Raw genomic sequence first — 14,639 nt, 5'->3', positions numbered from 1 at the left:
TCTTCGTGTTTAAACGCGCACAGCGTATTATGCGCCTTTCTCTTACGCTGTCCCTCCTGGGAGTAGCAACAGTGGTGGGAGTTACCCTTTGGGATTATTACACGGCCTCGCCCTGGACAAGGAACGGTCAGATCCGTGCACAGGTGGCCAATATCGCCCCGCGTATTTCCGGCCAGATCATTGCCATTGCCGTTCACGATAACCAGTTCGTCCATAAAGGCGATATCCTCTACGAAGTAGACCCTTTTGATTTTCGCATAGCTGTGGCCTCTGCCCAGGCCAGAGTTAACGAACGAATGGCCGATATGACCCTTAAGCTTTCCCAGCATGCCCGCCGCCAGCAGCTTACCAATCTTTCTGCCTCTGCTGAGGAAAAACAAACCTTTGAAGCCACAGCCGCCCAGGCCAAGGCCTTGTATGGGGAGGCCGTAGCGGCCCTTTCCCAAGCACAAATTAACCTTGAGCGCACAAAAATACGAAGCACCGTAAACGGCTATATTACCAACCTCACCATGCGGATAGGGGACTTTGCCACGGCTGGCCAAGCCAATATCCATATTATTGATGCCGATTCCTATTGGGTAGATGGCTATTTTGAAGAAACAAAATTATGGGATATCCACATCAACGACTTAACCCGTATTGACCTGATCGGCTATCAAAAACCGCTTTCAGGCCATGTGGAAAGCATTACCCGCGGCATTGCCACGGCCAACGCTACACCCTCGACCCAGGGGCTACCCCTGGTAGACCCTGTCTATACCTGGGTCAGGCTTGCCCAGCGTATTCCTGTACGAATTAAGATTGATTCTATCCCCGAAGGAGAAACCATTAGTGCAGGCATGACAGCCACTGTCACCATTCTCGCTGACGATGGCCACCGCCCACGGCTCTCCCTTAAAGATGCCCTAGAGCGTTTCAAAGCCCGACTTTTTCACTTCGGCCCCTATCCCGCCCAAAAGCCTAATCCCCCTGCGATCTAACCAAGGCTGCTCTCCCACAAGACCCCATAAACAAGGCCCCATAAACGGCAATATCTCTAAAAAGGCTGGTTCACAAAAGAAGGCTAGTTCACAAAAGCGGGCAATAAAGTTATCCTGCTTTTTAAAAGAGGCCTCCAAACCCTGATGAGCCTTTCAAAAAGGCACATTTCCCCAAGGGTTCAGCGGCACTTCCCTATTTGCAGTCTTTCAAGAAGAGGCCCAAATGTTTACAGCCTATGCCATAGCTCGTGCCCTTCATGTGCTTGCAATCGTCATCTGGATTGGTGGGGTATGTATGGTGACCACCATTCTTCTGCCCGCTATTCGTAAAAATTTTCCGCCCGCCCAACGCGTAGAGCTTTTCCATAAAATTGAAAGCCGCTTTGCCACACAAGCCCGCGTCACCACCCTAATCGCAGGGCTGTCAGGGTTTTATATGGCCTGGCAAATGCATTTATGGGGCCGTTTTGCCCAGGCCCATTTTTGGTGGATGCATGCCATGGTTTTTGTCTGGCTGATGTTCACCTTAATGCTGTTTGTTATTGAACCCTTTTTTCTTGAACAGAAAATCCATAAGGATGCCCAAAAAGAGCCTGTAAAAACCTATCATCGTTTGCAGATTATGCACTGGGTTATGCTCGTGCTAAGCCTTATAACCATTCTCGGGGCTGTAACAGGCAGTGTGGGATATAGTTTTTTCTAAAGGCTTTTTTTGAAATATTTGGCCATACGGGCATAAAGGGCGGGAATAACCAACAAAGTTAGAGCTGTAGAGGATACAAGCCCCCCCATCACCACTGTGGCCAAAGGTTTTTCAACCTCTCCTCCCTCACTCATGGAAAAAGCCATGGGGAAAAAGCCCAAACAAGCCACACTGGCCGTAGCCATAACCGGCCTGAAACGGTCTTCCACTGCTTCATGAATGGCCTCTAGAACTGGTTTTTCCTCACGCTGGCGTTTATAAGAGATATAACTCACCAAAACCACCCCATTCAACACGGCAATACCAAAAAGCGCAATAAAGCCAATACTGGCAGAAATACTAAAGGGCATACCCCGAATATATAGGGCAATAATCCCCCCCGTGGCGGCAAAGGGTAAGTTCACCAGCACCAAAACCGCTAAGGCAACATTGCCTAAGGCTACAATCAAGAGGCAAAAAATCAGGAAAATCGCAATCGGCACAACCACTTCAAGCCTAGCTAGGGCTGATTTCATATTGTTAAACTGCCCACCCCATTCAACTCTGTAACCATGCGGCAAAGGCAATTGAGTGCGGATCTTCTCCTGAGCTTCCACCACAAAGGAGTTAATATCGCGCCCGCGTACATTGGCCTGCACCACCACCTGGCGCGAGCCACGGTTATGGCGGATACTCACAGGCGTATCCTCCCGGGTCATATGGGTTACCTGCGAGAGCCTAACGGGAACACCATCGCGATTAAAGACTGCCAAATTACGAATATCGTCCAGGCTATCACGATCTTGCAGCATAAAAACGGCCTGAGTGGGAATTAAACTCCCATTCATGGAAACAGGCGGCCCAATATAGCCTGCCAGGGCAGTCACGGTTTTAAGAATTTCCTGGGTATCCACATTCAACCGCCCTGTCATGGTTCTATCAACATCAATATGCAGGGTCGGGTTACTTTCCACCTCCCTGGCCGCTACGTCGGCAGCGCCGGGGATCGTCTTCATAAGGGTCGCTGCCTGTTTGGCTAAGCTGACCAGCTTACGGACATCATCCCCATAAAAGGAGAGAGCAATTTGAGAGCGCACACCAGAAAGCAGGTCATGCATGCGCATTTCAATCGGCTGAGACCAGGTAAAGGTAGAGCCAATAATGTTTTTCTGTAACGCTTCATCAAAAGCCTTGACCAGCCCTTCCTGGGTTGAGGCGGTTTTCCACTCAGATTTTGGTTTCAGGTAAATAAAGGTATCGGTTTCCTCCCAACCTTGGGGGTCTGTGGGAATAATGGCAGTACCCGTATTACTAACAACCGTTCGTACATCGGGAAAAGACGTCAGGACTTTTTCGATCTCCTGTACGGAGCGCAACGATGAATCCAGCGAAATGCTAGGATAGCGCACAGAATTCAGCACCAGGCTGCCTTCTTGCAACTGGGGAATGAACTCTCCCCCCAAGCGGGTCGCAAGGACACCGGAAAAAACCAGCACAATAAGAGCTATACCAAACACCTTGGTGGTATTTTGCATGCACCAATAGAAAATCGGGGTATAATATTTGCGTACAAAGCGAATAAAAAATGTATCCTTATGGTGGCTTCCCACCCGCACACATAACCGCGCAATAATCGGGATGCAAAAAAGGGAAAACAAAAGAGAAGCAATAAGGGCTAGGATAACCGTTTGCCCCATGGGACGAAACATACGCCCTTCTACACTTTGCAAGGTCAGAATGGGGAGATAAACCAATATAATAATCATAATGGCAAAGGTTACAGGCCTGACCACCTGGGTCCAGTTATGAGCTACCAGATCTGCCATATCGCTATATTCTATCCGGCGCGCACTCATAACCTTTTCAACAATCACCAAAGAGCCATCCACGATCATGCCAAAATCAATGGCCCCAAGGCTGAGCAGGTTGGCTGATATTCCCAAATAATGCATCCCCACCATGGCCATAACCAGCGAAAAGGGAATCACGGAAACGATCACCAAAGAAGCCCTTAAATCTCCCAAGACCACAAGCAACACCACCAGCACCAAAATAGCACCCCAAAGCAGGTTTTCCTTTACGGTATGGATTGTTTCATCAGTTAAGTGAGCGCGGCTGTAATAAACATCCATACTCACGCCCTGGGGCAAAGTGGCCTGAATACGAGGTATAGCCTCCTGAAGATTTTTTAAGGTGGCCTTGGCACTGGCCCCTTGCTGCAAAAGAATAACGCCGTTAATAATCTCTCCCTTCCCATCACGGCTGGCTCCCCCAAACCGTGGGCGGGCTGCAAAACCCACCTCCCCAATATCTCGCAGATGGATAACAGAACCTTTCTGACTAGCACTGACCTGAATATTGCCAAAATCTTCCAAGTCTTTTATCAAGGTGCGACCGACGATATTGCTGTGCTCATCATTAATATCCAGCCAGTTGCCACTAACAGCCTTGTTAACTCCATCCAGCGCATCATAGACACTCGAAAGCGAGATATGGTTTTCAATCATCCTGTCGTTATTAATGCTAACACGAAATGTCTTTTCAGCCCCGCCATTATTGTTAACCTCGATCACCCCTGGCACCAGCTTTAACTGGGGAATTACCTTCCATTTCATGATCTGAAACAAGTCTTCAAGCTGATAATTTGCCCCCTTCAGTTGGAAAGAAAGGATCTCCCCCATCCCTGTTGCCAATGGGCCAAGGGAGAAGGTCACATTTCCTAAAAATATGTTCGCCCGGATATCATCCAGTTTTTGGGAAACCAGCGTACGATCCAAGTAAATATCTGTATCTTCCCGAAATTGAAGATAAAGCACCGTAAGGCCTGTACGAGTGATAGAGCGTAGATTAACAATGCCAGGAATCCCCGCCATGGCCGTTTCTGCTGGCAAGGTTACAAGCCTTTCCACCTCTTCCGTTGGCAAGCCCGGCGCCGTAACAGACAGCATAACCTGCTTAGGAGAAATATCAGGCACAGGCTCAACAGGTAAGGTGCGCAGGTCTATAATCCCCGCTATGGTTAACACCGCACACAAACCCATGATAATGCCACCATGGCGTAACAGTGCCTTGATAAATCTTAACACTTCCCCGCCTCTCCTACTGCCTCATAGCGAGCTGAGATTTTAAGTCAAAGCTGCCACTTGTTACAATCTCATCACCTTCCTTCAATCCCTTCTTAATCAGGATATCCTGATCAGAGGAAGGCCCGGTTACAACAATACGGCAAGCAAAACGATGGGGGCCAACTTTTACAAAAACCACAAAATGGTCATCAATCCTCTGAAGGGCCTCCTTGGGGATGACAAGCCCAGGTTGAGGTGTGTTGTAAATCCGTGTTCTTACAAACATGCCAGCCCGGAGCTTACCCGTATTTTTCACCTCACTCCGCACCAGAAATTGGCGTGTAATAGGATCAACACTACTATCTATGGTTGTAACTGTAGAAGAAATGGGCAAGGAAGGCGTATGTTCAGCAATGATCGTGCTTTGCGGATTGCCAATTTTAACCTGATCGAGATTATGGCTTGAAACCTGAGAAACCACCCAAACCGTAGAGGTATTGACAATTTCTACCACGGGCAGACTGCTTGAACCGATCATATCGCCCATCGAGATATTAATGGTTTTCACCATTCCTGAAACCGGTGACATAACGCGGGAATAGTGGCCATCAAAAATAGTTTCGCTATTATTGCTAAACTGGCTCAATCGCATGCGCATATTATGCAAAAGAGCCTGCTTTTCCCTAACCAGACCAGACATATGCTGCAAAACAGTCTGCCTTCTCTGCACCTCTCCCCTTGGCAAAGCCCCCCCTTGCAACAAGTTCCCCCTTTGGGCAGCATAGGCCGCTTCCGTTTTCTGGGCCTGAGCTTCCTCGACCACTGCCTTGGCCGCATCAACCTGATTGATCACATCGGTTAAGGTATAGTTTTCATAATCCAGTAAAGGCGTGCCAGGCACCACAACCTGACCGGGATACGTATAAACCTTAACCACGCGCCCATTCCCAACCGGGCGGATTTTAACCAAACTCCGATCATCGGCCTCAACATAGGCCGGGCTAACAATAAAGCTGCTGATTTTACCGTTTCGTACCTTGGCCGTTTTAATCCCCATCGTGCGGAATATTTCAGGGGTTACGCTAAGAAAACCAAGATTAGCCGATTGAGGCCCAACTCTGGGTTTACTGGTGCTAGGGGTTACGCCCTTTTGCCCAACAGCCTTTTTGGCGGCCACCCCCCATGCTGGATTGATGCCTACACAAACCAAAGACAAAACAAGCATTGGCCCAATACCCTCGCCCAGAACCACCCGACGAAAGAAGGTGAGTGATGTTTGACAACCACCCTTTTTCCACAGACCCATTGCTCTCATCCCTATTGCTCTCATCCCCATTTCCACAAAGATCGCCTCATAGAATTCGAGTCAATAGAACTCGAGTCAGTGGATTTAAAATGCAGGCCTCGGGGCTGGGCATAGTCATATCCCGCATGGTCATATCCCGTGTGATCCTTTCCATAAAGTTTATTTCCTGAAGGTTTATTTTTTGACGGTTCATTTTCTGGGGCTTTATTTTCTGGGGCTTTATTTTCTGGGGCTTTATTTTCTGGATTTTCTGGGAAATTTTTTTCTGGAGATTTTTTTTGGAGGAGTCCTGAAAATGCGTTTCCAAAAGGGTTTTCCTGAAGTTTTTTTCTCATAATACTACGGAAATGTTGTCCCATGTTTTTTGGAAATCTTTCTCCCTGAAGGGTTTGGCAGAAGGCTTCTTTCATAGGGGTTTCCCTGCTGTTTCTGCCTGGTATCTTTCTCTCAACGGGCTCATGGATACCGCCTGCCGGTAATTAAAATGCGCAAAAGGGCACTTCGCCACATAATATCAGCAGCAATTTTTTCCCTTCGTGCCAACAAGGCTTGGTGGCGAGCACGAACAAATTCAATACTGGCGACCTCCCCCACAGACCACGCCTTGGCCATACTGTTTAACCGGTTCTCAAGAGCGTTATATTTTTCAGTCGTATGGCGGACGACTTTAAGAGAGGCCCAAAAACGCGCCCGTAATTTGATATACTCTGCATAAATAGCACGCTTGCTGGAAACCACCAGCTGTTCGGCGCTGGCAATTTTCTTTACTGCATCCATCTGCATGGGCACATTGCGAGCCTCGCTCGGAAGGGGGACACTAACCTCAAACCCAATACGCGAGTTCCACGGGCTACCATACTGTTTTTCGTGAATCCCCATAACCCCCACTTGAGGCGCTGGCATAAAGGACGACTTTGCCCGTTCATGGGTAGCTTCAGCAGAAGAAAGAACCGCCTGGGCAAGCTTCATGCGCGGGTCATGTTCAACAATAAGGTTTAAATCCTTTACGTTCTGCCGTAAAAGACCCTGACCATCAATCATCAGAATATCGGGGACTTCATCTTGAAGGGTAAGCTGCTGCACCATAGCCCGAAAATTAATATATTGCTCCTGGGCTGTGGCCAGCTCTCGTTCAACATCTTCCAACCAGGCAATAATGGCATCTAAATCTGTTGAGGCAATTTCCCCATGGGTGTAAAGACTGTCAGAAAGTTTTCTGATATGAAGCAGGGCCTCTTTTTCCTGCTCAAGAATCATAACCTGGTTTTTGTAGAGTGAGGCTTCTGTTGCTGCATCTAAAACCCGTATGCCAATCAGCATTTTTTCAACGGCGAGGTTTTCTATCGCAACTTTATTGTTGGAAAGGGCTTCCTGAATAGTAGCATCCCGCTGGCCTGGCAACCAAACAGGTACAGAAACCCCAAATTGATAGGTGGTATAGCCCTGGTTGCTGCCTATGGCGTGGTCATCAAAATACTGCCCATTGAGGGTTGGGCCACCGGGAAACCAGGAATGAGCGGCATCGGCCTTATTATATTCGGCCTCCTTATCGGTAGTAAAGGCCTTACGAGCAGGGTCGACCTGCCACGCTTTGGCAATGGCTTCCTGTAAAGTAATAGCATAAGCCGTACTATTAAAAACAACAACGGAGAGGATCATCCCGATACAGTAAAGATACGGCTTATTCAATAAAAAAAACATAATTAATACATAAATAGTACAGCTATTTTCCTCTTCTCACTTACCATAGAATAGCTTCTATACTATAGCCTATTTTTTGTGACAAAATATAACCGTCCTCATGAAAACGTGCAGCACGCTGCGTGGCGGCCATTTCTCTGCGATGGTTAGTGGCAAGTTAACAGCCAAAATAGCCGACAAGCCGCTCAGAGTAACTCCCCTTAGGTAAGGCCAAAGGGTAAAACCCATACCCTGTTTTAATAGAGATTTAGCAGGATTAACAACCATGAAAGGACTTCCTACCTGATGGAATCCAAAGGGACGGCCGCTCAACTTAGGAAAACCCACATCCTGCTTGAATGGAAGTTTGACAGAATGAACAACCGTAACAAGGCTTCTCCCCTATGATGGAAACCAGAGGGGAGCAATTTCACTCTTGAGGGCTCTTACTTTCTGCTCTTTCTTTCGTCTAACACTTTCATCTAACAGCCCTCATCTTATAAGTCTGTTAGGAAAGCTTTCCCCGCATAGCAGCATTGCCGTTTTTACACCCTTTTGGAGAAGATGCCCTTCCTCCTTTTCTCTCTCCCAATATCTCTCTTTCTCTCTCTTATATATCTCTCCCTGACGGGGTGACCACGGTCCGACGAACACTCCTTCCCTCAACGTCAATTGCTTCATAACAGGTGCAGATCTTGTCATGCAGTTTCATGACATCCCTATTTTCAGTTTCATCACATCCCTATTAAGGGCATATTCTCTCTCACCAATCGTAGCAAAATCTGCCAACCCCCACACCCCTTTAGCCTTTACCTTTACCAGCTAGCCATGGCCATCTATTCGCTCTAGCCAAAAATATTTCTAAAAACTGTTTTTTAACAAACAGCTTTCGGAGGGAGAGAAGGAAAAACCCATCAAATTGTGCTTCACGACCACGCATTGGAAATAAGCGGGAAGAGAACCCGCTTAAAACTTTCACCGGTCTTTATGACCAGTAAGGGCTCGTAAGTGCCCCAACTGTTTTACCTGCTATTTTCGACATTAAACAGGTCGCACAACAGAGCTGAGAGAAACCAGGGGTCGCAAGGCTAAGATCATAAAACCCCAACACACTACCTTAGGACGGCACAATAATCAGCTTCCCATTGGCAGAGCTGAGAATATTGTTCGTCAACATCATCAACACACGAGGCCTCAAGCCTGAACTTCAAGGCTTAAGGGAACATCCCCCACCAATTTGGTCGCCATCAAAATCGGCATTAAAGGCCGTACAAACCAATGGATGACGCTGAATGGCTTTGCCTTCTACCAAAAATGAGCTTAAAAGCCTGAATGCCCACCCAATACAATGGAGGCGCACGGTTGAGCATAACAGCCTCCCCTTCAGCAAAAGAAGACCTCCTTCCTCCCTGCCCCGTAAAACAAGTCTTTGATTTCTTCCGCCAAAATCCCCAGGCAGAATTTCCAGGCAGAATCGTCATGTGACTGAATCTTTACGTAAGCCGTTATTGGAGGATAAAGTAACAAAATATATTATTGAATCGGCTGATATAAAAGATGAGATGGTACCGGCGGAGCAATTAACAAAGTTGCCCCAGCCAAGCTGTCGTCGTAGCTTTCTCTTCTATTGCTATTATATTAAAAAAATCTGGTTCCTTATTTACAGCATGAAATGACAGAAGGTTACATCTAAGCCTTTTTCTCCTACCCTTGATGGGTCCTCAAAATGGCTTCTTTATGCAAACCCTCAAACATAAAATTTACACGCCATAAGCGGCCCATTCCAGATCCTGGGACCAAATATTACGGGGCCAGATATTACACGACCCAAAATATTACGGTCATTAAACATTACGATCACTGATGATACTCTGGTCTTTCGCACGACCTTATAACAATCCTTTGGCCATCAAGCCTATAGGCCCAAATCTCCGGTATCTAACCATCCTTCCTAATCAAGAGCGCGTCACGTTTCATCCGAGAAAGGGTGGTCGTTGAAAGCGTCAACTGCTCTCATGGTAAAAAGCTAAAAATTGGGGGTTTTTAACCAGCACTGTAATACCAAAATTTGAAACAAAAATTTAAACGTCTTAAAACCGTCCTATAACTGTCTCTTCTTCCCTCTTTTTCTCAGCATGTTTATTATACCTTCTCCTGGTTATGGCTTCTCCTGGCCGCCCGCAACCTGGCTACACGCACATGACAGAAGCCCCTTACATCGACAAGCTTAAAATATTGAAATGGCTTTTGAGATAAAAGAGTGAGAACAGTGCTATTTTTCGAGGAGACCCCGCAACATCGATTTCAGCTCAGGCAAGTCATCGGTTGTTATGGCCCTGCGGAGATAGTTAATCTGCCGGCGGGCTGAATAGAGCTGGTCAACCAGGGAAAGGATAAGGGAAATATGCTCTTCATGAACCCCCATATCGTCGCGTAAATCACGAATAAGGCGCACCCGGGCTTCATCAATTTCGCAAAACATATAATGGCCCGAAACCCCATCTGGACGCACCCAGTGATTGTCTACCCAACGTTCAATCTCTGATGGGTTAAGGCCAGAAACACGCCCACATAATGCTTCAATTGTAATCAATTTACACCCCCATATCCTTTTGACTCACTCAATCAATATGTCTCTTTTGGCAGGGTTCAAGGTGACCAGTTTTTTAAAAAATCTTCAAGCTGTGGATTAGTCTTACCAATGACAACTTGAAGAACCACATAAAGGTTGCCATCTTCCTGCCCACCATGGGCCTTAACCCCACGCCCACGCAGCCGCAACACTTTGCCCGAATCAGAATGGGGCGGAACAGTAAGGTTAACCTCGCCAGAGGGCGTTCTTACGGAAATGCTGCCCCCCAAAACGGCAGTTTTTAAATCAATATCCTGTGTCATGCGCACATCATTCCCCTCTCGGGTGTAAACGGCATCAGGCTTAATCGAAATGGTAATCAGGGCGTCTCCATCTTCGCCTCCTTGAAAACCTGGCGCGCCCTTGCCCCGCAAACGAAGCACCTGCCCCTCTTGAATGCCAGGAGGGATCTTAACATCCAGGGTTGAACCATTGGGCAAGGTAATACGCGATGTTCCACCATTAATGGCATCCAAAAGAGGGATACTCAACGCATAAGACGCATCACTTCCCTTAGCTGGGCCCCGCCTTTGCCTGCGCCCACCCCCTTGAGAGAAAAGATCTTTGAAAATATCGCCCAGATCTGCCTCTGAATAGGCATGGGAGAAAGCTTCTTCTGGCCCCCCACCATGGCTATAGCGAAACCCTTGCGCGCCTTCGGCAAAATCCCGATACGATCCCCCACCATACCCCCGCCCGAAAGGCGTTTCCTGGCCAGAGGCATCAATCTCACCCCTGTCATAGCGGGCCCTTTTCTCTTTATCGGAAAGAAGGGCATGGGCTTCCCCAATGGCCTTAAACTTCTCTTCCATTTCCTTATTATCGGGGTTAAGGTCTGGATGATATTTCTTGGCCAGGGCCCGATAGGCCTTGCGGATCTCAGCCTCGCTGGCTGTTTTCTCCACTCCGAGTATTTTATAAGGATCCTGGCTCATTTCAGAAAAATTCCCTCATGCCAAAAAGCATTTTTAAATCGGGCAGACCAGCTCGCCAAAAAAAGTGCACCTGCTGCAAGATGTTTCCCCCATTCTACCACGCTTTTGTTTTTGCCTGCCATTTAACCCTTTGGAAGGAAAACTTGGCCCTTCTCCAAACGAGGCGTTGGCATTGACGATATCGCATTATCATAAAAAATACAAAACCTGCTGGCAAGCGCCATTCCTCTGAAGCGGCACACCCCTTTAGCCTGATCTTCCTCTTAAATCTCTATAGCTCTTTAATCTTGGAATAAACCCTACGCCCTGGTTTAGAAACGCGTTGGAGTTCCTTAATCGCAGGCTCTCCTTCATTATACTTCAACTCAATACGAAGCTGAGAAATCCCTGCTCTTATTTCCTCGACAGTATAGCCACGAATATAACCTTCACGACGAAGGGCTTCAAGAACATTTGCACGCAATTTTGAAGAAGGCGCAACACACACAGTATGCCGAGCACGCTGTGCATTTCGGATACGAGTCATCATATCCCCCAATGGATCGGAAAGTACCATGATATAATACCCTTACCAGCTTGACTTTACCAAGTCTGGAATTTGGCCAGATGATGCCAAATCTCTCTATCATTTAATACCATTTACGCTCTATCGTTTAATAAGAGCCCATGTTTTGAAATGAAAATTAACTTTGGGATGAAAATTAAAAGAACTTTGAGAAGTGTTCATCTTTACCTGTCTTCTTAAAATTCCCATCCGCTTTGGAAAATAAAACATGAAAACAAAATAGACTGGGCTCTTAAGACTGGGTGCTTAAGTTTTTTCTTCACACTGGCGTTTCTACATATTGGCGTGAAAAATCTCATGCTAAAACCCATTGACTAAACAACAAACTTAACTCAACAATAAATCAGCGAAAATTCAGGAAAAAGGTTCGTCTCCCTGCCCTTAAAAGAGATTCCTTCTCCCTTGCCATATCCAAAGTGGCTGCAACCATAAGGGGGAACTTAATAGGGGCGCTCAGTAAATTTCCTTAGAAGAATTTTCAGCTTCACCTCATGACCTTTTTCACCTCATAACCTTTTGCCCCAGACCACTCCTTTTTCCCAAAATCAATCCTCATATTATTAGCAAATTATTAGCAAAATTCTCTTAGGCTTTACACCCTTTACAGGAAAGGGCACGATCATCATCTTCCAATAAGGAAACCTTTTTTTCAATAGAGCGGAGCTCATCAGATACTCTAACGTGATGAGCCTATTTTATCGTTTCCTTCCCCACGGGGAGGGGCATAATGAAAGGAATTTGATATGAAAAAAACAGCTTCTGCCCAATGGCATGGCAACCTTAAAGACGGAAAAGGCACCATTTCCACCCAAAGTGGTGCACTTTCCAATGCTCCTTATGGGTTTAAGGCCCGTTTTGAAGAAGGTCCAGGGACAAACCCTGAAGAACTGATAGGAGCTGCTCATGCTGGCTGCTTCACCATGGCCTTTTCCTTGTTTTTGCAAGAGGCCGGCTATACGGCAGACACCCTAGACACCAAAGCAGAAGTAACCTTAGAAAAGGACAGTAACGGATTTACCATTACAGCTATTCATCTGACCCTCATCGGCAAAGTGCCAGGCTTACAAGAAGCCGAGTTTAAGAAACTGGCTGAAACTGCCAAAGAAAACTGCCCCGTCTCTAAACTTTTTAACGCCAAAATTACCCTTTCTGCCACTCTACAAGGGTAGACGCACTCAGAAAATGAAGAAAGCTAGTGATTAAATACGTTTAAAGATTAAACACGCTAAAATTGACTCAACACATTAAATCACGAATGGGCATTTGGCAGACCCTATTTTACAGACCATAAATTGACAAGCCATAAAAAATACAGGCCATAAAAAAGTGAAGATACCTTATCTTATGGCTTGTATTTTCTTTGCTAAGCTGAAGCTGGGGCCTATGCAGTTCCAACCTTTGGGAATGCTTAACGATTGCTAGATTGTGCCTTCATGTCTGCCTTGCGTGGTTAGCCTTGGCAGCCTTTTCGTTATACATTTCTTGTTTGTACGGAAGTGCAATATCAGATATTCTTTACAACTTTCATCATTATGCGCTTTCAGCTTTGTAAAATATCCTTAAATTTTCGCTGATGACGTCTTGCCATTTCAGCGCCGTTACAAGGGTTTTTTCTTCACAAAGGTTTTTCTTTCATGCCTTTTCCTGTTCGTACTGCTCTGATGGGTTACGGATATGCCGGCAGCACATTTCATGCCCCTCTTCTTTTATCCACCAAGGCTCTTTCGCTTGACCTTATCCTTTCCAGCAAAAGCCAAACCCTATCAGACCTCTTTTCTTCCATGGGCGTCAAAACCACTTCCCGTGAAGAGGATATCTACCAAAATCCCGAAATCGATCTAGTCGTCATAGCAACACCCAATAATACCCATGCTGCCCTTTGCCAGAAAGCATTAGAAAGTGGCAAGCATGTTGTTGTCGATAAACCCTTTACCCTTACAGGGGCAGAAGCAAGAAAACTCACCGCCCTTGCCAAGGAAAAGGAGCTTATCCTCTCTGTTTTTCAGAATCGTCGATGGGATAGTGACTTTCTCACCCTCTCCCAAGCCGTGAAGGATATTGATCTGGGAACCATTGTTGAGTTTCGCTCCGAAATGAGCCGTTTTCGCCCCCAAGTTCGTGACCGATGGCGCGAACATCCTACCCCAGGGGGCGGGCTGTGGTATGATTTAGCACCCCATCTGCTGGATCAGACCTTATGCTTGTTTGGCTTACCCCAGTCCATTTTTGTCACTTTACAAACCCAACGCCCCTCAGCATCGACAACAGACTGGTTTAACGCTCTCCTCACCTATCCTAACCGTATAGCCATTTTAGAAGCCAGCATGCTCGCCGCCGACCCAGCTTGCCGCATGCTCCTGCGAGGAAGTAAGGGCGCCTTGTTCAAACAGTTTGGCGACAGACAGGAAACCATGCTTCTTGAAAAAACGCCCCTTTCTGATCCCCTTTGGGGCGTAGATCCCGACCCCATGCTGTATTTCAGCAAAGAGGAGAAAACGCCCCAACGCCTTACCCCCTTACCTGGGCACTATCAAGCCTATTATGCCAATATTGCAGCAGCCATCAACACAACCACCTCTCCTGTGGTGAGTGCTGATCAGGCCTCTTCTCTCATGGTCCTTTTAGAAGCAGGGCTTCTTTCCGCCCAGAACGGCAAGGCTGTTACACCTTCCTATACACCAGATGAGCAAAAGACCTGGCACCCCTTGCTGAAGTAAAAGCAGGGTAAAATAGAGAAAACCGACATAACAGGCCCTTATCATATTTTCGCCAATTTATTATACTTTCACCA

Annotated in this window: 9 protein-coding genes and 2 pseudogenes; 4 read left to right on the top strand and 7 right to left on the bottom strand. The window is 46.8% G+C overall.

The window, feature by feature from the left end:
• Positions 1-5: 5 nt before the first annotated feature.
• Positions 6-983 (top strand): biotin/lipoyl-binding protein, encoded by a 978-nt coding sequence (locus tag JGUZn3_RS04130; RefSeq protein ID WP_203414441.1) that lies wholly within the window; start codon positions 6-8, stop codon positions 981-983.
• 223 nt (positions 984-1,206) lie between these two features.
• On the top strand, positions 1,207-1,686 hold the full coding sequence (locus JGUZn3_RS04125) for a DUF4149 domain-containing protein (protein ID WP_203414440.1): 480 nt from the start codon (positions 1,207-1,209) through the stop codon (positions 1,684-1,686).
• On the opposite strand, the gene JGUZn3_RS04120 is transcribed toward JGUZn3_RS04125, so the two are convergent.
• From JGUZn3_RS04120 to rpsH, 7 genes and pseudogenes are all read right to left on the bottom strand, one after another.
• A complete protein-coding gene (locus JGUZn3_RS04120; RefSeq protein WP_203414439.1) occupies positions 1,683-4,751 on the bottom strand; it encodes an efflux RND transporter permease subunit in 3,069 nt (1,022 codons plus the stop codon). The genes JGUZn3_RS04125 and JGUZn3_RS04120 overlap by 4 nt on opposite strands.
• A 13-nt stretch (positions 4,752-4,764) precedes the next feature.
• Positions 4,765-6,036 (bottom strand): efflux RND transporter periplasmic adaptor subunit, encoded by a 1,272-nt coding sequence (locus JGUZn3_RS04115; RefSeq protein WP_203414438.1) that lies wholly within the window; start codon positions 6,034-6,036, stop codon positions 4,765-4,767.
• A 456-nt stretch (positions 6,037-6,492) separates the two neighbouring features.
• A complete protein-coding gene (locus tag JGUZn3_RS04110; RefSeq protein ID WP_203414437.1) occupies positions 6,493-7,737 on the bottom strand; it encodes a TolC family protein in 1,245 nt (414 codons plus the stop codon).
• Positions 7,738-8,836: 1,099 nt separating this feature from the next.
• Positions 8,837-9,089: pseudogene (locus JGUZn3_RS04105) on the bottom strand (hypothetical protein); the annotation flags it as partial.
• An 899-nt stretch (positions 9,090-9,988) separates the two neighbouring features.
• Positions 9,989-10,309, bottom strand: a complete 321-nt coding sequence (locus JGUZn3_RS04100; protein ID WP_203414436.1) for a chaperone modulator CbpM — start codon at positions 10,307-10,309, stop codon at positions 9,989-9,991.
• Positions 10,310-10,365: 56 nt separating this feature from the next.
• Positions 10,366-11,283 carry a DnaJ C-terminal domain-containing protein gene (locus tag JGUZn3_RS04095; RefSeq protein WP_203414435.1) on the bottom strand — a complete coding sequence of 306 codons (918 nt, stop codon included), beginning with the start codon at positions 11,281-11,283 and terminating at the stop codon, positions 10,366-10,368.
• A 274-nt stretch (positions 11,284-11,557) separates the two neighbouring features.
• Positions 11,558-11,839: pseudogene (gene rpsH, locus JGUZn3_RS04090) on the bottom strand (30S ribosomal protein S8); the annotation flags it as partial.
• A 752-nt stretch (positions 11,840-12,591) separates the two neighbouring features.
• Here rpsH and JGUZn3_RS04085 point away from each other — a divergent pair.
• Positions 12,592-13,017 (top strand): OsmC family protein, encoded by a 426-nt coding sequence (locus tag JGUZn3_RS04085; protein ID WP_203414433.1) that lies wholly within the window; start codon positions 12,592-12,594, stop codon positions 13,015-13,017.
• A 465-nt stretch (positions 13,018-13,482) separates the two neighbouring features.
• Complete coding sequence (locus JGUZn3_RS04080) at positions 13,483-14,565, top strand: oxidoreductase (protein ID WP_203414432.1); 1,083 nt, start codon at positions 13,483-13,485, stop codon at positions 14,563-14,565.
• The last annotated feature ends 74 nt before the right edge of the window (positions 14,566-14,639 follow it).

The organism is Entomobacter blattae, from assembly GCF_014672835.1.
In the GTDB taxonomy this organism is placed as follows: domain Bacteria; phylum Pseudomonadota; class Alphaproteobacteria; order Acetobacterales; family Acetobacteraceae; genus Entomobacter; species Entomobacter blattae.
The sequence above is the reverse complement of the archived record's forward strand: the minus strand, read 5'-3'. Positions and strand labels throughout refer to the sequence as shown.

Bases quoted from the DNA above. Each gene is read 5' to 3' on its own strand.
- JGUZn3_RS04115 (WP_203414438.1), bottom strand. From the start codon at position 6,036: ATGGGTCTGTGGAAAAAGGGTGGTTGTCAAACATCACTCACCTTCTTT.
- JGUZn3_RS04110 (WP_203414437.1), bottom strand. From the start codon at position 7,737: ATGTTTTTTTTATTGAATAAGCCGTATCTTTACTGTATCGGGATGATC.
- JGUZn3_RS04080 (WP_203414432.1), top strand. From the start codon at position 13,483: ATGCCTTTTCCTGTTCGTACTGCTCTGATGGGTTACGGATATGCCGGC.
- JGUZn3_RS04095 (WP_203414435.1), bottom strand. From the start codon at position 11,283: ATGAGCCAGGATCCTTATAAAATACTCGGAGTGGAGAAAACAGCCAGC.
- JGUZn3_RS04125 (WP_203414440.1), top strand. From the start codon at position 1,207: ATGTTTACAGCCTATGCCATAGCTCGTGCCCTTCATGTGCTTGCAATC.
- JGUZn3_RS04085 (WP_203414433.1), top strand. From the start codon at position 12,592: ATGAAAAAAACAGCTTCTGCCCAATGGCATGGCAACCTTAAAGACGGA.